Annotated in this window: 17 protein-coding genes, 1 other RNA gene and 1 pseudogene; 3 read left to right on the forward strand and 16 right to left on the reverse strand. The window is 64.6% G+C overall.

Going from position 1 to position 21,298, the window contains the following annotated elements; all coding sequences use genetic code 11:
• Window positions 1–92: 92 nt before the first annotated feature.
• Window positions 93–815, forward strand: coding sequence for a response regulator (locus XpruCFBP8353_RS11630; RefSeq protein WP_101363387.1), 723 nt, complete (start codon window positions 93–95; stop codon window positions 813–815).
• A gap of 146 nt (window positions 816–961) precedes the next feature.
• Here XpruCFBP8353_RS11630 and recO read toward each other — a convergent pair whose 3' ends face one another.
• The 9 genes from recO to rpoE form a co-directional block, all read right to left on the reverse strand.
• Window positions 962–1,684 (reverse strand): DNA repair protein RecO, encoded by a 723-nt coding sequence (recO, locus tag XpruCFBP8353_RS11635; RefSeq protein WP_101363388.1) that lies wholly within the window; start codon window positions 1,682–1,684, stop codon window positions 962–964.
• Window positions 1,685–1,910: 226 nt separating this feature from the next.
• Window positions 1,911–2,810 carry a GTPase Era gene (gene era / locus XpruCFBP8353_RS11640; RefSeq protein WP_065469151.1) on the reverse strand — a complete coding sequence of 300 codons (900 nt, stop codon included), beginning with the start codon at window positions 2,808–2,810 and terminating at the stop codon, window positions 1,911–1,913.
• On the reverse strand, window positions 2,807–3,487 hold the full coding sequence (rnc, locus tag XpruCFBP8353_RS11645) for a ribonuclease III (protein ID WP_101363389.1): 681 nt from the start codon (window positions 3,485–3,487) through the stop codon (window positions 2,807–2,809). The genes era and rnc overlap by 4 nt, the downstream gene beginning before the upstream one ends.
• Entirely contained in the window at window positions 3,477–3,884 is a 408-nt protein-coding gene (locus XpruCFBP8353_RS11650) for a DUF4845 domain-containing protein (protein WP_101363390.1), read from the reverse strand. Before XpruCFBP8353_RS11650 ends, rnc begins: the two co-directional genes overlap by 11 nt.
• Window positions 3,885–4,685: a signal peptidase I gene (lepB, locus tag XpruCFBP8353_RS11655; protein ID WP_101363391.1), complete on the reverse strand. Its 801-nt coding sequence runs from the start codon at window positions 4,683–4,685 to the stop codon at window positions 3,885–3,887. It lies immediately after the preceding gene.
• Window positions 4,686–4,789: 104 nt separating this feature from the next.
• Window positions 4,790–6,580 (reverse strand): translation elongation factor 4, encoded by a 1,791-nt coding sequence (gene lepA, locus XpruCFBP8353_RS11660; protein ID WP_162301041.1) that lies wholly within the window; start codon window positions 6,578–6,580, stop codon window positions 4,790–4,792.
• A 188-nt stretch (window positions 6,581–6,768) separates the two neighbouring features.
• Entirely contained in the window at window positions 6,769–8,355 is a 1,587-nt protein-coding gene (locus tag XpruCFBP8353_RS11665; protein ID WP_101363393.1) for a DegQ family serine endoprotease, read from the reverse strand.
• A gap of 109 nt (window positions 8,356–8,464) precedes the next feature.
• On the reverse strand, window positions 8,465–9,364 hold the full coding sequence (locus XpruCFBP8353_RS11670; RefSeq protein ID WP_101363394.1) for a sigma-E factor negative regulatory protein: 900 nt from the start codon (window positions 9,362–9,364) through the stop codon (window positions 8,465–8,467).
• The gene (gene rpoE / locus XpruCFBP8353_RS11675) at window positions 9,361–9,981 is read right to left on the reverse strand and encodes an RNA polymerase sigma factor RpoE (protein WP_007962205.1); all 621 of its coding nucleotides are present in this window, start codon (window positions 9,979–9,981) and stop codon (window positions 9,361–9,363) included. The genes XpruCFBP8353_RS11670 and rpoE overlap by 4 nt, the downstream gene beginning before the upstream one ends.
• Before the next feature lie 235 nt (window positions 9,982–10,216).
• On the opposite strand from rpoE, the gene XpruCFBP8353_RS11680 reads away from it, so the two are divergent.
• Window positions 10,217–12,298: a 3-hydroxyacyl-CoA dehydrogenase NAD-binding domain-containing protein gene (locus tag XpruCFBP8353_RS11680; protein WP_101363395.1), complete on the forward strand. Its 2,082-nt coding sequence runs from the start codon at window positions 10,217–10,219 to the stop codon at window positions 12,296–12,298.
• 213 nt (window positions 12,299–12,511) lie between these two features.
• On the opposite strand, the gene XpruCFBP8353_RS11685 is transcribed toward XpruCFBP8353_RS11680, so the two are convergent.
• From XpruCFBP8353_RS11685 to XpruCFBP8353_RS11720, 7 genes and pseudogenes are all read right to left on the reverse strand, one after another.
• Window positions 12,512–13,495 carry a cation diffusion facilitator family transporter gene (locus XpruCFBP8353_RS11685; protein WP_101363396.1) on the reverse strand — a complete coding sequence of 328 codons (984 nt, stop codon included), beginning with the start codon at window positions 13,493–13,495 and terminating at the stop codon, window positions 12,512–12,514.
• Window positions 13,496–13,728: 233 nt separating this feature from the next.
• Window positions 13,729–13,804: non-coding RNA, sX9 sRNA (locus XpruCFBP8353_RS11695), on the reverse strand.
• A gap of 72 nt (window positions 13,805–13,876) precedes the next feature.
• Window positions 13,877–14,779: a 3-hydroxyisobutyrate dehydrogenase gene (gene mmsB, locus XpruCFBP8353_RS11700; RefSeq protein ID WP_207759627.1), complete on the reverse strand. Its 903-nt coding sequence runs from the start codon at window positions 14,777–14,779 to the stop codon at window positions 13,877–13,879.
• Window positions 14,780–14,942: 163 nt separating this feature from the next.
• A pseudogene (locus tag XpruCFBP8353_RS11705) lies at window positions 14,943–16,120 on the reverse strand (enoyl-CoA hydratase/isomerase family protein); the annotation flags it as partial.
• The gene (locus tag XpruCFBP8353_RS11710) at window positions 16,120–16,917 is read right to left on the reverse strand and encodes an enoyl-CoA hydratase (protein ID WP_101363398.1); all 798 of its coding nucleotides are present in this window, start codon (window positions 16,915–16,917) and stop codon (window positions 16,120–16,122) included. The pseudogene XpruCFBP8353_RS11705 and the gene XpruCFBP8353_RS11710, both read right to left, overlap by 1 nt.
• Window positions 16,914–18,095, reverse strand: coding sequence for an acyl-CoA dehydrogenase family protein (locus tag XpruCFBP8353_RS11715; protein WP_101363399.1), 1,182 nt, complete (start codon window positions 18,093–18,095; stop codon window positions 16,914–16,916). The genes XpruCFBP8353_RS11710 and XpruCFBP8353_RS11715 overlap by 4 nt, the downstream gene beginning before the upstream one ends.
• A gap of 10 nt (window positions 18,096–18,105) precedes the next feature.
• A complete protein-coding gene (locus XpruCFBP8353_RS11720) occupies window positions 18,106–19,611 on the reverse strand; it encodes a CoA-acylating methylmalonate-semialdehyde dehydrogenase (RefSeq protein WP_101363400.1) in 1,506 nt (501 codons plus the stop codon).
• Window positions 19,612–19,749: 138 nt separating this feature from the next.
• Between XpruCFBP8353_RS11720 and XpruCFBP8353_RS11725 the strand changes: the two genes are divergently transcribed.
• A complete protein-coding gene (locus XpruCFBP8353_RS11725) occupies window positions 19,750–21,129 on the forward strand; it encodes a helix-turn-helix domain-containing protein (protein ID WP_101363401.1) in 1,380 nt (459 codons plus the stop codon).
• Window positions 21,130–21,298: the final 169 nt, after the last annotated feature.

Raw genomic sequence — 21,298 nt, forward strand, 5'->3', positions numbered from 1 at the left:
GGCAGCGCAACAATTGTCGCGCTCCGCAAACACAGGCAAACTTCGGGTGCGCGCGGCGAATCAGGACGCGGCATCGCTGACAAGGAGGCAGCATGAACATGGCCACACGCCAGGAACCCCACCCACGCCTATTGCTGGTGGAAGACGACCCGATCAGCCGCCGATTCCTGCAGGCTGTGCTGGACAGTCTCCCGGCCACGGTGGACTGTGCCGATTCCCTGTCTTCCGCCCTCGACCGCGCACGCGAACGTCGCCACGATCTCTGGTTGATCGACGTGAATCTTCCCGATGGCAACGGCAGCGGGCTACTACGTGCGTTGCGCCTGCTGCACCCGGACGTGCCGGCATTGGCGCACACCGCCGACACCAGCATGGCCATGCAGCGCAGCCTGCAGTCCGACGGGTTTCTGGAAATGCTGATCAAACCGCTGACCTCCGAGCGCCTGTTGCAGGCGGTGCGGCGCGGCCTCGCCCGCGGCCGCTACAGCGTGGCCCCGGTGGGCGTGCTGGACATCGCCGCCAGCGACTGGGACGAGGCGGCGGCGCTCAGTGCGCTCAACGGCCAGCAACACCACCTCAATGCCCTGCGCGAGCTATTCCTGGCCGAATTGCCGGGCACGCGGGATGCAGTGGATTCGGCCCTGCAGATCAGCGACGAACAGGCATTACGCAATCATCTGCATCGGTTGCAGGCCAGCTGCGGCTTTGTTGGCGCAGCGCGACTTGCAGGTGCAGTGCGCCTGCTGCGCGGCGACCCGCAATCGCGGGCCGCGCAGACCCAATTCCATGCGGCGGTGGCTGCGTTGCTGCATTGAGAGGCACGGCGCCGATCTGCTTTCCAGCTCGGCGCAGCGTTTGACACATTGCAGTTTTGCGAATTGAGATGTTCGTGTATGGCAGCGCTGACGGCACTGCGGCACTGACGACAGCGGCATCGCGCGCATGCCCAGGGCTGGCTCGATCAGCGCCGCCGGGCCAGATCTTCGAGCATTTCCCAGGATTTCAGGCCGCGCCCACCCAGATGATGCAGCAGCACACTGCGCATGCTGCGACGCAGGCCGGGCATATCGTCCGCGGTCGGCATGATGTCTTCACCCAACGCCAGCAGCGCCGCACCGGTGACGGTTTCGCGACGATCTTGCGCTAGCCGTTCGCTCAACACGCGCAGTGCGCCTTCCTGCGGATCCAGCCGATACCGCGCTGCCGGGTCGATCGGCTGCCCGTCGCTGTCGTGCTGTAGATCGAAGGCGAAGCCCAGCCCCTCCAGCACGTCGCGCTCGAACCGGCGCAACCCCCACGCCAACGGCAGATCGGACGCCAGGTGCGTCCGCGCCTGCGCATAACAGGCATAGAGTTCGGGCACCGGATCGTTACGCGGGGCCAGCCGCAGCAACAATTCGCTGATATAAAAGCCAGCCAGCATGGTGTCGCCAATCAGCCGAGGCGCGGTATCCAGCGCCTCGGCCTGGCGCAGCTGGGCCAGCTCGCCGCGCTGCACGGCACTGAACTGAATCAGTTGCAATGGCTGCAAGGCAGCACGCAACGCCTGCTTGCGCGGCCCATGCACTCCGCGCGCCAACAGGCCCACACGCCCGTGTTGCTCGGTCAACACTTCCACCAGCAGGCTGGTCTCGCGCCAAGCACGCACGTGCAGGACGAACCCGCGTTCGTGCTCGATCAGCATGCGCGGAAGAGCCGAGACTGAGGATTGCGGACCGGAGATTCGGTAAAACAATAGGATCGGTCGTCGAATGAAGAGGCGACACGGCGATGTTTAGCCAAGCCGATGCTGCCAGGGCGGCGGCGCGCAGCTCCGGCGAATACAGAACACCATCTCTCCGGCGATATGCCGGCCAGTTGCTTAACCCGGCGTTGCCCGGTTCCCGGGTCCCCGGTCCCCGGTCCTGGCGTCATTCGTAGCCGAACGCCTTCAGCGCGGCCTCGTCGTCCGACCAGCCTTCGCGCACGCGCACCCAGGTCTCAAGGAACACCTTGGCACCGAACAGGCGCTCCATCTGCAAACGCGCCTTACCGCCGATTTCCTTCAGGCGGGTACCGCCCTTGCCGATCACGATCGCCTTCTGGCCTTCGCGCTCGACCCAGATCACCGCACCGATCCGCAGCAGCGCGCCATCTTCGGCGAAGCGCTCGATCTCAACGGTGGTCGCGTACGGCAGTTCCTCGCCGAGCTGGCGCATCAACTGCTCGCGCACCAGTTCACCGGCCAGAAAGCGCTGACTGCGGTCGGTGATCTCGTCTTCGCCAAACATCGCCTCGGCTTCGGGCACCAGCTTGAGCAGGTCGCCGACCAACGCTTCCAGGCCCTTGCGCTTGAGCGCCGACACCGGATGCACGGCAGCGAAGGTGCGCCCCTCGCTGACCTGGGCCAGGAACGGGAACAGCGCAGTCTTGTCCTTGAGGCGGTCGACCTTGTTGACCACCAGCACCACCGGCACTTCGGCGTCGCTGAGCACGCGGAACGCCAGAGTATCTTCCTCGTCCCAGCGGCCGGCCTCGATCACCAGCACCGCCGCGTCCACGCCTTCGAGCGAGCCGCGCGCAGCGCGATTCATCACCCGATTCATTGCGCGCTTCTGCTCGCGGTGCAGGCCTGGGGTATCAACCAGCACCAGTTGCCCTTCTGGGAAAGTAGCGATGCCCAGCAGCCGATGGCGCGTGGTCTGCGGCCGGTTGGAGACGATGCTGACCTTCGCGCCGACCAGGGCATTGGTCAGGGTGGACTTGCCGACGTTGGGCCGGCCGATCACGGCAACGCTACCGCTGCGGTGGGGGGAAGAGGTTTCGCTCACGTGTTTGAATCCAGTTGTGCGATGACAAGAGTCGCCGCCTGTTGCTCGGCAAGACGACGCGAGGTGCCCTGGCCCTCGGCGCGGGCAGTGGGCTGCTCCAGAATGCAGGCGACGTGGAACTGCTTGGCATGCTCGTCGCCGCTCTCGCTGATCAGAGCGTAATTAGGCAGCGGCAGTTGGCGCGCCTGCAGCCATTCCTGCAGCCGGGTCTTGGGATCTTTTTCTGCCTTGCCCACCGGCAACGCCGCCAAGGAGGCCTCGAACCACGGCAGCACAACCGCACGGCAACCCTCGAAACCGCAGTCCAGGTAGATGGCCGCGACAATCGCTTCGACGGCATCGGCCAGGATCGAATCGCGCCGGTGACCTCCGGACTTCAACTCGCCGGGACCCAGCGTCAGGCGCTCGCCGAGGTTCAACGTGCGTCCGATCACCGCCAGCGCGCCCTCGCGTACGAGTTCGGCGCGCGCGCGGGTCAATGCGCCTTCATCGGCCTTGGGCCAACGTTGATACAGCGCCTCGGCGATCAGCAGATTGACGATGCCGTCGCCGAGAAATTCCAGTCGCTCGTTGTGCGGCGTCCCGGCGCTGCGATGCCGCAGCGCCTGGGCGAGCAGAGCCGGATCGGCGAATGCATGGCCGATCGGATCACCGCGCTGGAAGGTTCTATTCGACACCGCGCTTCGTCAGATCCTGTGCCGTATCGAACTTGCCCACCACATCCAGATTGCCAACCAACTCGCGGCGCACTTCGTAGTTGACCTTCATGCGCCAGCCGCCTTCGATACGCTCGAACTTGACGTCTTCTTTCTTGACATTTTCAGAATAGTTGATGTAAAGGCGCTTAAAGAACATGTCCTGCAACTTGGACGGATCCATGTCGGCACTGCCAACTTCGTTGGCCAGCCCCTTCATCGACGTACGCACTGCGTAGTATTCCTGATACATCGGAAACAGCTTCATCCCGATGTACAGGGCAAATCCGACCACCGCCAGCACCACCACGAACGACGTCAACGTCATACCGCTTTGCTTGCGCTTCATTGTGCTTTCCCCGGCACGCCGTGCGTGCATTTACTGGATGCCCGTCCCGATCCGCGATGGATCGAAACTCCCCTTGCAGAACCACCCTTCGCAATTGAGCCAGATCAGGAACGCCTTGCCGCGCAGATTGGCTTCCGGCAGAAAGTGCGTCTGGGTCCAGAAACGGCTGTCCTCGCTGTTGTCGCGATTATCCCCCATCACGAAATAGCTGTCCGCCGGCACGGTCCAGTCGCCCTGCCCGGCCGGCATGTTGCGGTCCAGCCATTCCAGCACGGTATGCGTGCGGCCCGGCAGGTCCTCGACCAGCAGCGTGGTGCCGGTCATCTCGGCGCCCTTGCCCTTGCCGATGTACTCGCCCTTGACCGTGTAATGCATCGGCTTGTCGTTGATGTACAGGGTATCGCCATGGAAGCCGATCCTGTCACCCGGCAGACCCACGACGCGCTTGATCCAGTTCTGATCCGGCGCATGCGGCGGCTTGAACACCACCACGTCGCCGCGCTTGGGCTCGCCGGTGGGAATGAACTTGGTATTGGTGATCGGCAGACGGAAACCGTACGCGAACTTGTTGACCAGGATGAAATCGCCAATCAATAGATTGGGCATCATCGAACTGGACGGAATCTTGTACGGCTCGGCCACGAAGCTGCGCAGGATCAGCACCACCGCCAGCACCGGGAAAAAGGCGCGCGAGTAATCGATGATTGCCGGCTCGCTGTCCAGCAGACCGGCACGCGCGGCACGGCGCTTGGCCAAAAACAGCGCGTCCAGCAGCCAGATGAAGCCGCTGCCCAGCGTCAGGACAACCAGGATGATTTCAAACCATTTCATTGATGTTCCTTTCGGAAAGGGAATCGAGAATCGAGAATGGGGAATTGGAACAGCAGGAGCACGTGCACCCTTACGATTCCCGATTCCCGATTTACCATTCCCAGCTACTTATCCATCTGCAGCACGGCCAGGAAGGCTTCCTGCGGAATCTCCACGCGGCCGACCTGCTTCATGCGCTTCTTGCCCTCTTTCTGCTTTTCCAGCAGCTTTTTCTTGCGCGAAACGTCGCCACCATAGCACTTGGCCAACACGTTCTTGCGCATCGCCTTGACCGTGGAGCGCGAGATGATTTGCGAGCCGACAGCGGCCTGAATCGCCACGTCGAACATCTGCCGCGGAATCAGGTCTTTCATCTTTTCGCACAGTTCGCGGCCGCGACGATCGGCGTAGCTGCGGTGCACGATGATACTCAGCGCATCGACCTTGTCGCCGTTGATCAGCGTATCCACACGCACGAACGGGCCTGGGTCGAAACGCAGGAAGTGATAGTCCAGCGAGGCGTAACCGCGCGAGACCGACTTGAGCTTGTCGAAGAAATCCAGCACCACTTCGGCCATCGGCAATTCGTAGCTGATCTGCACCTGGCTGCCCAGGTAGTTGATGCCAATCTGGCTGCCGCGCTTTTCTTCGCACAAGGTGATGATGTTGCCGACGTAATCGGGCGGCGTGAGGATATTGGCGCGAATGATCGGTTCGCGGATCTCTTCGACGTTGTTCAGCGGCGGCAGCTTGGACGGGTTGTCCATCGGAATCACGCTGCCGTCGGTCTTGAGCACCTCATAGACCACCGTCGGCGCGGTCGAAATCAGGTTGAGGTTGTACTCGCGCTCCAGCCGTTCCTGCACGATTTCCATGTGCAGCATGCCGAGGAAGCCGCAGCGAAAGCCGAAGCCCATCGCCTCGGAGCTTTCCGGCTCGAAGCGCAGCGCGGCATCATTCAGGCGTAGCTTGTCCAGCGCTTCGCGCAGGTCCGGGTAATCCTCGGCATCGACCGGGAACAGGCCGGCGAACACGCGCGGCTGCATTTCCTGGAACCCGGGCAACGCATGCGGCGCCGGGTCTGCGGCCAGGGTCAAGGTGTCGCCGACCGGCGCGCCATGCACGTCCTTGATGGAGGCGTTGATCCAGCCCACTTCGCCAGCACCCAGCGCGGGCAATTCCTTGCGCTTGGGCGTGAACACGCCGACCTTGTCGACCAGATGCGTGCGGCCGGTGGACATCACCAGGATCTTGCTGCCCGGCTTGATCTCGCCCTGCATCACGCGCACCAGCGAGACCACGCCGAGGTAGTTGTCGAACCAGGAATCGATGATCAGCGCCTGCAGCTTGTCGGTGTCGCGCGGCTTCGGCGGCGGGATGCGATGCACGATCGCTTCCAGCACCAGATCGATATTCAGACCGGTCTTGGCGCTCACAGCTACCGCGTCTTCGGCATCGATGCCGATCACCGCTTCGATCTCGGCCTTTGCGCGGTCGACATCGGCGGTGGGCAGGTCGATCTTGTTGAGCACCGGCACCACTTCCAGGCCCTGCTCCACCGCGGTGTAGCAATTGGCCACCGACTGCGCTTCCACGCCCTGCGCCGCATCCACCACCAGCAGCGCGCCTTCGCACGCGGCCAGCGAGCGGCTGACTTCATAGGAGAAGTCGACGTGCCCGGGGGTGTCGATGAAGTTCAGGTGGTAGACCTGCCCGTCCTTTGCCGTATACGGCAAGGATACCGACTGGGCCTTGATGGTGATGCCGCGTTCGCGCTCGATCGGGTTGGAGTCCAGGACCTGGGCCTCCATCTCGCGCGCCTGCAGGCCGCCGCACAGCTGGATGATCCGGTCGGCCAGGGTGGATTTGCCGTGGTCGACGTGGGCAATGATGGAGAAGTTGCGGATGTTCCGCATTGAATCAGAGGACATTGAGGTGGGCGCCGGCGGTGCCGTCGTCAGGGTAACGCAGCATTATCGCACGGTCGGCCCCTCTGGGGCCGGAGATTGGGGAATCTGGATTCGGGAATCGGAAAAGTCAGGCGGGCTATTGCCTCGCGGAGCCGCTCTTGCCATTCCCGATTCCCGATTCTCCATTCCCTCCGTTAGCCGCCGGCCTTCAAGGCCACATAGCTGGTCGCCTTGCCGTCGGTGACCAGCAGCATGACCACGTCGCCCTTCTTGTAGCTGGACAGGGCGCGGTTGAGTTCGGCGACGCTGCCGACCTTGGTCCGGCCGACACGGGCGATGATCAGGCCCGGCGACAGCGGCGGCTGGGTGCTGCGTGCCGCCGCGCCGGTCACCGAGGCGATGCGCACGCCCTCGCCCGCTTCCAGACCCAGGCGGCTGCGCTCGGCAGCGGTCAGGTCGGCGACTTGCAGGCCGAGCAATTCCACGCTGGCCGGGGCACTGGGCTTGGCCTCATCGGCCGCAGTGCGCGGCGCGGCGCTCTCGCCGCCATCCTGCAGCGGTGCGAGGGTGACCGTCACCTTGCGCGGCTTGCCGTCGCGCAACACATCCAGGGTGACCTTGGAGCCCGGCGCCATCAACCCGATCATCGGCGGCAGATCGCTGGCGACATCGATCGGCTTGCCATTGACCGCGCGGATCACATCGCCGACTTCGACGCCGGCCTTGCCCGCCGGACTGCCGGCCGGGATATCGTTGACTAGGGCACCACGGCTGTCCGGCAAGCCCAGGCCTTGCGCCTTGAGCGAGTCGATCGGGCCGACCTGCACGCCCAGCATGCCGCGACTCACATGGCCGGTGGCCTTGATCTGCTCGGCCGCACTGAAGGCCAGGTCGATCGGAATCGCAAAGCTAATGCCCATATAGCCGCCGGAAGCCGAGAAGATCTGTGAATTGATGCCGACCACTTCACCACGTGTATTGAGCAGCGGGCCGCCGGAATTACCCTGATTGATCGCCACGTCGGTCTGGATGAAGGGGACATAGCGCTGGTCGGCGTAGGGATTACTGCGGCCGGTGGCGCTGACGATGCCGGCGGTGACCGAATGATCCAGGCCGAACGGCGAGCCGATCGCTACCACCCACTGTCCCGGCTTGAGCGTGTTCGAATCGCCCAGGCGCACGGTCGGCAGGCCCTTGGCGTCGATCTTCAGCAGCGCCACGTCGTATTGCTCATCGCTACCTACCACCTTGGCCTTGAACTCGCGGCGATCGGTGAGCTTGACGGTGACTTCGCTGGCGCCATCGACCACGTGGTGATTGGTCAGCACATAGCCATCGGCGGAAATAATGAAGCCCGAGCCCATCGACTTTCCGGCAATACCGCCGTCGTCATCGCCCTGCCCCGGACCACCCGGCCCCTGGCGCGGCCCACCCGGCATCTGAAAATCCGGGCCGAAGAAGCGGCGGAAGAATTCCGGCATCTGATCGTCATCAGGCATCGCACCGCCACCACGACCACCCGGGCCACTGCGCTGCTGACGCGCCATGGCGTCCTTGCGGGTGATCGTGGTTTCGATATTGACCACGCCCGGGCCGACCTGCTCGACCAGATTGGTGAAGTCCGGCAGCCCGGCCACCAGCTGTGGCGCTGGTGTGGTACTGCGATTGGCGGCAATCGGGGCGACGTCCTTGGCAGCGGGTGCGGGCTGCTGCGCGCAGGCGGCCAGCGGCAGGGTCATGGCGATCAGGCCGAACATCTGGGTGCGGATGCGATGGTTCATCAGGTTGCCTCCGATGGCAGGGCGACAGGGGGCGGAACCCGCGTAGCAACACGGGCCCGGCACGATAACGGGAAGGAGAATGCCGAACGGATGAAGACCGGCGACAGGGTCAGTTCTGCGGGACCTGCACCGGCAATGGCCGGCTCGGCGCCGGGCTGGCGACCGTCTGTGGGGCCGGTTCAAACGGATAGAACGCCGTGCCGGGGCGGCTCTGGCGGAAACTGGCGTTCAGCGGGCTCTCGCCAGCCCCGGACAAGGCCGCGCGCGGCCACGGGCGCGCCTGCAGCGTGGTGTCCGGATGCGTGAACGGATTGGACGACGCAGCCACAACGGCGGATGACGCGGCCGCGGGGGCCGGTGCAGGAGCCGCTGCAGCCACCATGCGGGTCGGCGCCTGCTGCTGACGCGCAGCCGCACTGCGTGCGACTTGTTGATTGCGCGTTGCCGCACCGCGGCGTGTGGATGCCAGCGCAGCGGCAGGCACGGCTGCAGCGAGCGCCCCCACCTCATCCGGCGTTCCCGGACTCGGTGCGGCCGGCGCCTTCGGTGGCACAGGTCTCTGCGGCGCTTGCGATGCAGGCGGAAGCTGGGCCGCGGTCGCGTACACAGGGGTGTCGGCACCGGGCGCTGCCGTTTGGGGCAGGCGCTCGCGCGCCATGAACAACGCAATCGCCGCGACCGACGCCGCAATCGCCGCGCCGCCGGCCCAGCGCCAGCGTGCGCCTGGGCGAGCCGCAGGCTGCGCTTGCGGGGCCGGCTCCTCGGCGATGGAGCTGCGCACACGCGCCGCGAAATCCAGCGGTGCCGGCGCACTGGCCGCACCGCGCAGCACATCGCCGCACAACTGCCAACGCTCGTGGCAGCCGGCCAATTCTTCGTCGTGGGCCAAACGGCGCAGCAAAAAGCGCGACTCGTCGGCACTCAATTCGCCGTCGACCAGCGCAGACAGCTGCTGGCGATAGTGAAGCTCGAACTTGTCGGTGGTGGACATGTCGGGGTTATGGCTCATACACGGTGTCGCTCACGGGTAGCGCTCTCGGTCTCCAGCAGAGGCCGCAGCTCGATGTCGATGGCCTCGCGCGCCCGGAAGATGCGCGAGCGCACCGTTCCGATCGGGCAATCCATCTTTCGCGCGATGTCCTCATAGCTCAGCCCTTCCACCTCGCGCAGGGTGATGGCCGACCGAAGTTCTTCCGGCAGAGCTTGGACCGCGCGCATCACCGTTTGTTCCAGCTCCTGTCGCATCAATTCGCGCTCCGGGGTGTCGGTGTCGCGCAACCGGGTTGCTCCATCGAATTGCTCGGCATCGCTGATTTCGATGTCGTCGGTGGGCGGGCGGCGGTTGTGCGCAACCAGATGGTTCTTGGCAGTGTTGACGGCAATGCGGTGCAGCCACGTATAGAACTGGGCGTCGCCACGAAAACTGTTGATCGCGCGGTAGGCGCGCACAAAGGTGTCCTGGGCAACGTCCTGGCATTCGCTCCAGTCGGCGATGTAGCGCCCGATCAACGCAACGATCCGATGCTGGTATTTGCGCACCAGCACATCGAACGCCGCGCTTTCGCCGCGCTGCACACGCCGGACCAGTTCCAGGTCCAGCTCCTGAGGTGTATCGACTTCGGCCATGTCGGGCCGCACTCCTGTCAGCCCACCGAAGTCGGGCAATGAGACCGCCATTGAAAAGAAAAGTTCACACCGATCCGTACGACCGTCACGCATCAGGGTAGCGGCACCGATGCACCGCTGACGACGCCGCGCCGAAGCACGCATCTCCCCTGTCGACAGGTATGGGTATTTGACGTGAAGGAAACAACCTCTGGATGATAACGACCTTTCCTTATATTGCCGGACGGCCAGACGCATGCTTCCAGGTTTCGACGGGCTCCGATTCAGCCACTGGCAGGCCGACCTGCGCGAGGACGGCGTGCTCGTGCTCAGCCTCGATCGCCAGGGCGCACCGGTCAATGCATTCTCGCAGGAGGTGCTGCTGGAATTGGGCGCACTGGTTGAGCGCCTGGCACTGGATCCGCCAAGGGGCGTGGTGCTGCGCTCGGGCAAGGCAAATGGCTTCATCGCCGGTGCCGATCTGAAGGAATTCCAGGAATTCGATCGCAAGGGCACCGTCAACGACGCGATCCATCGGGGCCAGCAGGTTTTTCAGAAGCTGGCTGAACTGCCCTGCCCCACCGTCGCGGCGATCCATGGCTTCTGCATGGGTGGCGGCACCGAGATCGCGCTGGCATGCCGCTACCGCGTGGCCTCTGACGATGGCAGCACCCGCATCGGGTTGCCGGAAACCAAGCTCGGCATCTTTCCCGGCTGGGGCGGCAGCGCCCGCTTGCCGCGCCTGATCGGTGCGCCGGCCGCGATGGATCTGATGCTCACCGGCCGCACCGTCTCGGCCAAGGCCGCGCGCGCAATGGGTCTGGTCGACAAGGTCGCCGCGCCTGCCGTGCTGGTGGATGTGGCAGCCAGTCTGGCGCTTTCCGGCACTACGCGTGCGTTCAAGCAGCGCGCAACTGCATGGGCGACCAATACCTTGCTGGCGCGCAAAGTGCTGGCACCGCAGATGCGCAAGCAAGTGGCGCGCAAGGCGCGCAAGGAGCATTACCCGGCGCCGTATGCGTTGATCAATGTGTGGGAGCGGGCGGGCGGTAGCGGTATCCAGGCCCGCCTGGCGGCCGAGCGCAAGGCAGTGGTCAAGCTCGCCAGCACCCCGACTGCGCGCAACCTGATTCGCATTTTCTTCCTGACCGAACGTCTGAAAGCGCTGGGCGGCAAGGATGCAGCCGGCGCAGCAACGGCGCCGATTCGCCATGTGCATGTGATCGGCGCTGGTGTGATGGGCGGCGATATCGCGGCGTGGGCGGCTTACAAGGGCTTCGAGGTCACGTTGCAGGACCGCGAGCAGCGTTTTATCGATACGGCGCTGACACGTGGTGGCGAGCTGTTCGCCAAGCGCGTCAAAGACGACGCCAAGCGGCCGGTAGTGGCGGCGCGTCTGCGCGGCGACCTGGCCGGTGCGGGTGTGACCCAGGCCGATCTGGTGATCGAAGCGATCGTCGAAAACCCGCAGGCCAAGCGCGACCTGTATCAATCGATCGAGCCGCAGCTCAAGCCGGATGCATTGTTGACCACCAACACCTCGTCGATTCCGCTGACCGAATTGCGCGGCCACATCCAGCGCCCGGCGCAATTCGCCGGCCTGCATTACTTCAACCCGGTGGCGATGATGCCGCTGGTGGAAATCGTGCAGCACGACGGGCTGGATCCGGCCAACGTGGCGCGCCTGGCGGCGTTCTGCAAGGCGCTGGACAAGTTCCCGGTGCCGGTGGCCGGCACCCCGGGTTTCCTGGTCAATCGGGTGCTGTTCCCGTATCTGCTCGAAGCGGCCACCGCGTATGCGGAGGGCATTCCGGGACCGGTGCTGGACAAGACTGCGGTCAGGTTCGGCATGCCGATGGGGCCGATCGAGTTGATCGACACGGTAGGGCTGGACGTCGCAGCCGGCGTGGGCGCGGAGTTGGCGCCGTTCCTGCACCTGCCGATTCCGGCAGCGCTGGCCACCGTGGAAGCCGGCAAGCGCGGCAAGAAAGACGGCCAGGGCCTGTACAAGTGGGAGAACGGGCGCGCGGTTAAACCCGAGGTTGCCAGCGGCTATACCGCGCCTGCGGATCTGGAAGATCGCTTGATCCTGCCGCTGCTCAACGAAGCGGTGGCATGCCTGCACGACGGCGTGGTGGCCGACGCAGACCTGCTCGATGCCGGCGTCATCTTTGGCACCGGCTTCGCGCCCTTCCGCGGCGGCCCGATCCAGCACATCCGCAGCGTCGGTGCAGACGCGCTGCTGGAACGTCTGCAGGCGCTGCACGCGCGCTATGGCGAACGTTTCGCACCGCGCCCGGGTTGGGACTCACCGTTGTTGCGGGAGGCTGTGGTGTAAGGCCAGCGGCCATTTATCGACAGAGTTTGATTTGCAAGAAGGCTGCCGTTGGCAGCCTTCTTTTTGCCTGGGGCGGCAACTTGCAGATGTTGGCAACTATGACTTCGTGGTCGGAAGCAATGTAGATATGGGCGGCAGGGCCAGACCCTTGCTGTTGCTTGTGCAGGTCCAAACGCGCTAATTCGATGCCCTGCCGACCTGCACTGCCAGCTGTTAATGATGGGAGTGCCCATGCGCATGCCCGTGCCCGTGCCCGTGGCCGTGGCCATGATGGGCGTGATCACCACCGTCTGCAGCGGGCTTCGGTGTGCCGCACGGCTCGGTGCCGCAGTCGCCGCTCTCCACCTGCAGGGTGACGTGGGCGATGTCGAAGCGGTCGTGCAGCAAGGCGCCGAGCGCATCCCGCAGACCGTCGCGATCGGTTGCCTCGTTGACGACGATGTGCGCGGTGAGTGCAGGCGTGCTGGAGGCCAGTGCCCAGACATGCAGGTCGTGCACGTCTTCGACGCCGGGATGGCTGGTGAGTGCCTGCTGCACCTGGGCTAGATCGATACCCTTGGGGACGCCTTCGAGCAACACGTTGATCGCTTCGCGCAGCAGCACCCAGGTGCGCGGGAGGACCCACAGGCCGATCAGCACGGCCAGTACCGGATCGATCCACTGCCAGCCGGTCCAATGGATCAGCAACGCACCGATGATCACGGCCACCGAGCCGAGCATGTCGCTCCAGACCTCCAAATAGGCGCCTTTGACGTTGAGGCTTTCGCCGCTACCGGCATGCAGCAGCTTCATCGCGATCAGATTGATCACCAAGCCGAAGCCGGCGATCAGCAGCATGCCGCTATACGAAATGTCCTGCGGGGCGCGAAAGCGTTGCGCGGCCTCCCACAGGATGTAGCCGCCCACTGCGAACAGCAGCGCGCCGTTGGCCAATGCGCCGAGCGCTTCGAGCCGCACATAGCCATACGTACGCCGCGCATCGGCCGGGCGACGGCTCAAGCGCACCGCGACCAGCGCAATCATCAGGCCGACGGTGTCGGTGGCCATATGGGCGGCGTCGGACAACAGCGCCAGGCTGTTGGTCACGAACGCGCCGATGATCTCTGCCACCAGGAAGGTGGCGGTGAGGCCCAGCGCCCACCACAAGGGTGTTTCGTGGCGAATTTCGCTGGGTGCGTGGTTGTGGTCGTGTCCCATGGATGTCGTGGTCTCGTGCGATGCGCGCACCTTAGGCGCACGCGATGGCGGAGACTATTACACCTACGTGTGATGACATGACATCACGCAAGCCATGCGGTTGGCCGGAAAAGCGCAGCGGCCGCGCTTGGCCGCAGGCGCGATGGGTGCAAGTGATGAACGCACCCGCAAACGTTGCAGCGCGTCTCCACCATCCGAACCGCTGCGCTATCGATGCGTAGCGCGCTTGGAGTGGCTAACAAAACGTCCCGAGCAGTCGTGACGTGCGCGTAGATGGCGCGGCGGAGCCGCAGTGTACGCACGGTACATACCGATTCCGCGCAGCTGCCGCGCTCGCCTGGCAGCTGCGCAGTCATCGGGTTGCTGCTCTTCGATGCCGACTCAGACCTTGGCGACCAGCTTGACCACGCTGGAAAAATCCAGCGTTCCGTTGCCGGCCTGGCTGTTCATTGCATACAGGTTGCGCGCCAGCTCACCGAGCGGAATCGAGACGCCGGCTTGCACCGCCGACTCGGCCACCAGACCCAGATCCTTGAGCATCAAGTCGTTGCCGAAGCCACCGCTGTAGCCGCGCGAGGCCGGAGCGTTGGGCAATACGCCTGGCCAAGGATTGCACACTTCGGTGGCCCAGCTGCGCGCGGTGCTGACTGCCATCATCTGCGACAGCACTGCCGGATCCAATCCTTGCGCGACGCCGAGCGCGAGCGCTTCGCCGGTGGCCGCCATGATCACGCCCAAGGCCATGTTGTTGCAGAGCTTGGCGACCTGCCCTGCACCGTTGTCGCCGACATGGAAAATGTTCTTGCCCATGGCTTGCAGCACCGGACGCGCGCGCTCCAGCACATCGGCAGCGCCGCCGACGATGAAGGTCAGAGTGCCGGCTGCAGCACCGGCGGTGCCGCCAGAGACCGGGGCATCCAGCATCGTCAGTCCACGCGCCCTGGCCGCATCGGCCACCTTGCGCGCGGACAGTGGTGCGATGGTGCTGCAGTCGATGACCACGGCACCGTGCGGAATCTGCGCCAGGATGCCGGAGTCGCCCAGGTACAAGCCTTCGACGTGGCGGCTCGCAGGCAGCATCGAGATCACGACTTCGGCGTCGACCAGAGTGTCCTGCGCGGAGCTGGCTGCATGCGCACCGGCCGCTGCTGCGGCGTCCAGGGCAGACGGTGCGAGATCGAATGCCCGCAGCTGATGCCCGGCCTTGATCAGATTGGCGGCCATTGGCCCGCCCATATTGCCCAGGCCGATAAAAGCGATCTTGCTCATGGTGTCGGTTTCCAAATTAGGACGATCTTCACTACATTGCCGATGTCATTCCGGATGGCTGGTGAGCACGGCGCAACTACCAGTTTTCATGTGCTACGACACAAGGTGAGACGCGACAACCGCGACGCAATCCTGCGTGAGCAAGCGTGCATCGCGAGTTGTCAGCCACGCAGTGCGGACCTAGGTCGCCTGCTCCAAATCGGCAAGCGGATGCTGTGCAGCCGACCAGGGCGCGACGAAGAATTCGGCGGCCCACTGCGCATCGGCTGCGTCCAGCGATGCTGGCTGCCAGTGCGGTTGGCGATCCTTGTCGATCAACAGCGCGCGGATGCCTTCGGCAAAATCGCCGTGTGCCGCCACATGCAAGGCGACCACGTATTCGGTACGGAAGGTGTCGGCCAGCGTCGTGGTGCCCGGATGACGATGCAGCTCCCAGGCCAACCGAGCCGATCCAGGAGCGCCAGCAGCCAAGGTGGCACGTGCAGCCTGCAGCCAGCTGTCTTCGCTCTGCAGTCCCAGAATTGCAGCGACGACCTGTTCCAGCGATTCGCCGGCCACCAACTGTTCGATCAGCTGTGCGTGGACTTGCAGCGGGCCCGGCTCTGTCGGTTGCGCGATGCCGTGCAGAAACGCACTGAGTTGAGTGCGGTCATCGTTAGCATTGCCTGTCCAGACGTGTGCACTCAGCGCATCCAGCACCGCTGCGTACTGCGCATGCTCCAGGCGCACGTCGGCGAGTCCTGCATAAATCGCATCGCTGGCGTCCAGTGGCGCGCCAGTCAGCGCCAGAAACAGGCCGGCGCCGTGCGGCACACGCCGCAACAACCAACTTCCACCCACATCCGGGAACAAGCCGACGCTGATTTCCGGCATGGCCAGGCGCGAGCGTTCGGTGACCACGCGATGGCTGGCACCCGACATCAGGCCAATACCACCACCCATCACGATGCCGTGACCCCAACACAGCAGCGGCTTGGGGAACGTGTGGAGGCGGTGGTCGAGCCGGTATTCGGCTTCGAAGAACGCGGCGGCATGCGCATTGGCCTGCGGCGCTGCGCGTCGCGCGGCTCTGTCGGGCACTGCGTCGCGATGCGCACGCATGCTCTGGTACAGGCCATGCAGATCGCCACCCGCGCAGAACGCCTTTTCACCGGCGCCACGCAACACCACACACGCGATCTGCGCATCCTCGGCCCAGGCGCGCAACTGCGTATCCAACAGCCGCGTCATCTGCAACGACAGGCCATTGAGCGTCTTGGGCGCGTTCAAGGTGGCAATGCCAATGCAATGCCCATCGGCGCAGGTGCGCAGCTCGAACAGTACCGGTGCGTCGTCGGTTGCGCTGACCTCCGCCATCAGTGGTTACTCCACTTCGGTGCGCGCTTCTCCAGAAATGCGGCCACGCCTTCGGCCTGATCTGCGTGTTCGAAGAGATCCACAAATGCTTCGCGCTCGGCAATCAGCGCGGCTGCGTGCGTGCCATGGCGCGTGGACTGCACCAGCTGCTTGCACGCCGCCACACTGACTGGACTCTGTTTGCCGGCGCGCTGCGCCCAGGCAATCGCCAACGCGCGCGACTCGCCCTTGCCAACCACCTCCTCCACCAAACCGATGCGCTGCGCCGTGGCAGCATCCACACGCTCGCCCAGCAGGATCATGCGTTTGGCCCAGCCTTCGCCGACCAAGCGCGGCAGATTCTGGGTACCGCCTGCGCATGGCAGCAGACCAACGCTGGCTTCGGGCAACGCGAGATGTGCGTGCTGCTCGGCGATGCGCAAATCGCAAGCCAGTGCGCATTCCAGCCCGCCGCCCATCGCATAGCCGTTGATCGCAGCGATCGACACGCCACGGAACGCACTCAAGGCTTCGAATGCTTCGCCAAACCGGCGTGCGGCCTCGCGTGCGTTGGCTTTGTCGCCATCGGCGAACTGCTTGAGATCGGCACCGGCGCTGAAGAACTTCTCACCCTCACCGGTGATCACCAGCGCGTAGATGCTGCGATCTGCATCCAGTGCGCGCACCAAGTCGCGCAGGGCCGCCAGGCTGTGCACGGTCCAGGTGTTGGCCGGTGGGTTGCTCAAGGTCACGATGGCGACGTGACCATCGCGCTCGACCTGCAGACCGGTATGGACGCCCTTTTCCCAATCGCTCATCGCAGTTCTTCCTCGCCATTGAGCAGATGACGCGCGACGATCATGCGCATCACCTCGTTGGTGCCTTCCAGAATGCGGTGCACGCGGCTATCACGCAGCAAGCGCTCGATCGGATACTCGCGGATATAGCCGTAGCCGCCGTGGATCTGCAATGCATCGTCGCAGATGGCAAAGCCGGCATCGGTGGCGAAGCGCTTGGCCATCGCACACCAGACGGTGGCATCGTGGCTGCCGGCATCGAGCTTACGTGCAGCGGTGTGCACCATCTGCCGCGCGGCCACCAGCTGCGTGGCCATGTCGGCCAGCTTGAATTGCAGCGCCTGGAAATCGGCGAGTTTTTTGCCGAACTGGCGACGCTCACCCATGTAGCGCCGCGCGGCATCCAGCGCGCCTTGCGCTGCGCCCAACGAACACGCGGCGATATTGATGCGGCCACCGTCCAGCGCCTTCATCGCCATCTTGAAGCCTTCGCCTTCCTTGCCCAGCAGGTTCTCGGCCGGAATGCGGACGTTTTCGAAGGTCACACCGCGCGTGGGCTGGCTGTTCCAGCCCATTTTTTCTTCCTTGCGGCCATAGCTGATGCCAGGGGCATCGGCCGGCACCACGAAAGCGCTGATGCCACGTGGGCCGTCTTCGCCGGTGCGTGCCATGACCACCAGCACGTCGGTCGCGCCGGCGCCGGAGATGAAGGCCTTGCTGCCGTTGAGCACATAGCTGTCGCCATCGCGCTGCGCGCGGGATTTCAGCGATGCCGCATCCGAGCCGCTGCCTGGTTCGGTCAGACAGTACGACCCCAGCTTTGCGCCGCTGGTCATCGCCTCGCCCCACTGCGTGCGCACCGCATCGGTGCCGTAGCTGGCGATCAACCAGGTGGCCATGTTGTGGATGCTGATGAAGGCCGACGTGGATGGGTCCACCGTGGCGAGTTCTTCGAACACCACTGCCGCATCGAGCCGGCGCATGCCCAGGCCGCCTACGCCTTCATCGGTGTAGAGGCCGCAAAAGCCTAGCTCGGCCGCCTTGGCAATGGCTTCGCGCGGGAAGTGGCTTTCCGCGTCCCATTGCGCGGCATACGGGGCAAGTTCCTTGTCGGCGAAGTCACGCGCGGCGGCGCGGAACGCTTCCTGCTCGTCGTTGAGGTCGGCCGCGTTGGCGTGTAGCTGGATGGCTGCATTCATGGCGATCGGGTCACTTGAGAGAGATGGTGGTGTTGACGCCATGGCCCAGCGTCTGGTCGTCGAACCAGCGCGCAGTGACGGTCTTGGTCTGGGTGTAGAACATCACCGCCTGCTTGCCGTACGGGCCCAGGTCGCCGAGCTTGGAAGCGCGCGAACCGGTGAAGGAAAACAGCGGCACCGGCACCGGAATCGGCACGTTGATGCCGACCTGTCCCACGTCGATGTCTTCCTGGAAACGCCGCGCGGCCGCACCGGACTGGGTGAACAATGCCGTGCCGTTGCCGTTGGGGTTTGCGTTGACCAAGGCGATGGCCTCGTCCAGCGTGGCGGCTTCCAGAATCACCAGCACCGGCCCGAAAATTTCTTCGTCGTAGATCCGCATGCCGGGTTTGACGCCGGAAAAGATCGTCGGGCCGACAAAGTTGCCTTGTTCGAACCCTGGCACCTGAGGTGCGCGACCATCCAGTTCGAGGGTGGCGCCCTGCTCCACGCCGGAGGCAATCAGGCCCTCTACACGCTCGCGTGCGGCGCAGGAAATCAGCGGACCAACCTCGGTGGCCGGCGCATTGCCGGCGCCGATTTTCAGGCTCTTGGCCTTGCTCACCAACTCGGGAATCCACGCACGCGCTTCACCGACCAGCACCAGCGTGGATGCCGCCATGCAGCGCTGCCCGGCGGCACCGAATGCGGCGCCGACCATCGCATTGAGGGTTTGCTCGCGGTTGGCATCAGGCAGGACCACCGCGTGGTTCTTGGCACCCATCATGCATTGCACGCGCTTGCCGGCCAGCGAGGCGCGTTGATACACGTGCGTGCCCACCTTGGTAGAGCCGACGAACGACAACGCCTTGATATCGGGGTGATCGCACAGCGCATTGACTACGTCTTCGCCGCCGTGCACGACATTGAGCACGCCCTTGGGAATGCCGGCTTCCAGCGCAAGTTCGACCAAGCGCATGGTCACCATCGGATCTTGCTCGGAGGGCTTGAGCACGAAGGTGTTGCCGGTGGCGATCGCCATCGGGAACATCCACAGCGGAATCATCGCCGGGAAATTGAACGGGGTAATGCCCGCGCACACGCCCAGCGGCTGCAGCAGGCTATAGGTGTCCACGCCGTTGGCGACGTTGTTGGCCAACTCGCCCAACTGCAGATTGCCGATCGCTGCGGCGTGCTCCACCACTTCCAGGCCACGGAAGACATCGCCTTCGGCATCGGCCAGGGTCTTGCCCTGTTCGGCGCTGAGCAGCGCAGCCAGTTCGGGCATGTGTTCGCGGATCAGCTGCTGGTACTTGAGGAAGATGCGCGCGCGCGTGCCGATCGGCGTCTTGCGCCAGGTGACGAAGGCGCGGCTGGCCGCGGCCACTGCGGCGGCCACTTCGGCCGTGGTGGCGAACGGCACCTGGGCAAGCACCGACTGATCTGCCGGATTGACCACGTCCTGCCAGTGCGTACTCGCGGACACCACCAACTCGCCATCGATCAACAGGGACACGCGGGGGACGGATTCGCTCATTGCAGGGCTCGCTCGTTAAGAAGGACATCGGGCCGTTGCAGGCCATCACTTCGCATTGTTCGCATCGACACCTGGCATTCCCAGCCCGCAATTGCTTAATCGCGCTAAGCTGGCGGCGAAATTTTGCGAATCTTGCGAATGCCTCACTCCCAACTCCGTCATCAGCTCGGCCTGCGCCTGCAGCGGCTCCGCCAACGCCATGGGCTGACCCAGGCCGAACTGGCGCGCCGGCTTGGGCTGTCGGCGAGCTATCTCAACCAGATCGAGCGCAACCAGCGCCCGCTCACGCTGGCGATCCAGCAACGACTCAAGACCACGCTGGGCGACCTGGACGGTCTGCTGGATCTGGACGACCCTGCCGCGCTGGTCGAGCCGCTGGACGAATCGCTGCGCAGCCTGGGCCACGCGCTGCTACCTGCCGAACTGCGTGCGCTCACCGGCAACCTGCCGCAGGTGGCGCAGGCGCTGCTGGACCTGCACCGCGCCCATCAACATCTGCTTGAACGCAACGCCGCGCTGGAGCTACAGATCGGCGTCGAGCATGCGGCGATGCCATCGCTGTCGCCCGGCGAGCAGGTGCGCGACTACTTCAACCGCGCGCACAACTATCTGCCCGAGCTGGACGAGCGCGCCGAAGCGCTCTACGCCGAACTCGGGTTGACCCCGGAAAATCTGCCGCTACGGCTGCGCCAACGCCTCGCCGATCGTCATGGTCTGCTGGTGAAGGACGCCACCGACCTGCACAGCGACAAACGCAGCATGGATGCGCAGGCGCGCGTGCTGTGGTTGCCAGCGCACTTACGGCCGGGCCAGCAGGCATTCCAGATGGCCGCGCAACTGGCATTGCTGGAATGCGCGCCGCTCCTGGACGCGCGTATTGCCGATGCCGGTTTCGAAGACGCCGAGCGCATCGCGCTCTCGCGGATCGGCCTGTCGAACTATTTCGCCGGCGCGCTGGTGATGCCGTACAGCGCCTTTCTGCACAGCGCGCAAACCTCACGCTACGACATCGAATGGTTGGCCGACCGTTTCGATGTGGGCTTCGAAGCAGTGTGTCACCGGCTCAGCACCTTGCAGCGGCGTGGGGAAGCCGGCTTGCCGATCTTTTTCATGCGGGTGGACCGCGCCGGCAACGTGTCCAAGCGTCACTCGGCCACAGATTTCCATTTCTCGCATGTCGGCGGCGCCTGCCCGCTGTGGATCGTGTACGAAGCCTTCAATCAGCCCGACCGCATCCTGACCCAGATCGCGCGCATGCCCGATGGCCGACGCTATTTCTGGCTGGCCCGCCAGGTCAGCAGCGGCCCTCCCGGGTATGGCCGCCCACGCAAGACGTTTGCCCTGGCGATGGGCTGCGACCTGCGCCACGCCGATCAACTGGTGTATGCGCGTGGCTGGGATTTGAACGCGGTAGACGATGCGGTGCCGATCGGCCCGGGCTGCCTGACGTGCGAGCGCAGCGACTGCGTGCAGCGTGCGTTTCCTGCGCTGCCGCGCCTACCGGCGAGCACGCGTTAGCGTCTTGCCGGGAATTGGGAAGGGAGGAGTCGGGCTTGGAATTGCCACATTCACTGTGACCAACCAGTGCCATTGCCGCAGCGCAGCATTCCAAGCCGAGATAGCTGCCGCAAAATGCTTCATTGGAATGGAATGACTTGCGCTTCTACCCTGAAGCGGACACATGCAG

The sequence above is a fragment of the Xanthomonas prunicola genome (genome assembly GCF_002846205.1).
GTDB classification, from domain to species: Bacteria; Pseudomonadota; Gammaproteobacteria; order Xanthomonadales; family Xanthomonadaceae; genus Xanthomonas; species Xanthomonas prunicola.

What these genes read in the sequence shown, in the direction of transcription:
- XpruCFBP8353_RS11630 (WP_101363387.1), top strand. Translation starts at nt 93, where the DNA reads ATGAACATGGCCACACGCCAGGAACCCCACCCACGCCTATTGCTGGTG.
- recO (WP_101363388.1), bottom strand. Translation starts at nt 1,684, where the DNA reads ATGCTGATCGAGCACGAACGCGGGTTCGTCCTGCACGTGCGTGCTTGG.
- XpruCFBP8353_RS11650 (WP_101363390.1), bottom strand. Translation starts at nt 3,884, where the DNA reads ATGCACGCACGGCGTGCCGGGGAAAGCACAATGAAGCGCAAGCAAAGC.
- lepB (WP_101363391.1), bottom strand. Translation starts at nt 4,685, where the DNA reads ATGAAATGGTTTGAAATCATCCTGGTTGTCCTGACGCTGGGCAGCGGC.
- lepA (WP_162301041.1), bottom strand. Translation starts at nt 6,580, where the DNA reads ATGCGGAACATCCGCAACTTCTCCATCATTGCCCACGTCGACCACGGC.
- XpruCFBP8353_RS11665 (WP_101363393.1), bottom strand. Translation starts at nt 8,355, where the DNA reads ATGAACCATCGCATCCGCACCCAGATGTTCGGCCTGATCGCCATGACC.
- XpruCFBP8353_RS11670 (WP_101363394.1), bottom strand. Translation starts at nt 9,364, where the DNA reads ATGAGCCATAACCCCGACATGTCCACCACCGACAAGTTCGAGCTTCAC.
- rpoE (WP_007962205.1), bottom strand. Translation starts at nt 9,981, where the DNA reads ATGGCCGAAGTCGATACACCTCAGGAGCTGGACCTGGAACTGGTCCGG.
- XpruCFBP8353_RS11680 (WP_101363395.1), top strand. Translation starts at nt 10,217, where the DNA reads ATGCTTCCAGGTTTCGACGGGCTCCGATTCAGCCACTGGCAGGCCGAC.
- XpruCFBP8353_RS11685 (WP_101363396.1), bottom strand. Translation starts at nt 13,495, where the DNA reads ATGGGACACGACCACAACCACGCACCCAGCGAAATTCGCCACGAAACA.
- XpruCFBP8353_RS11710 (WP_101363398.1), bottom strand. Translation starts at nt 16,917, where the DNA reads ATGAGCGATTGGGAAAAGGGCGTCCATACCGGTCTGCAGGTCGAGCGC.
- XpruCFBP8353_RS11715 (WP_101363399.1), bottom strand. Translation starts at nt 18,095, where the DNA reads ATGAATGCAGCCATCCAGCTACACGCCAACGCGGCCGACCTCAACGAC.
- XpruCFBP8353_RS11720 (WP_101363400.1), bottom strand. Translation starts at nt 19,611, where the DNA reads ATGAGCGAATCCGTCCCCCGCGTGTCCCTGTTGATCGATGGCGAGTTG.
- XpruCFBP8353_RS11725 (WP_101363401.1), top strand. Translation starts at nt 19,750, where the DNA reads ATGCCTCACTCCCAACTCCGTCATCAGCTCGGCCTGCGCCTGCAGCGG.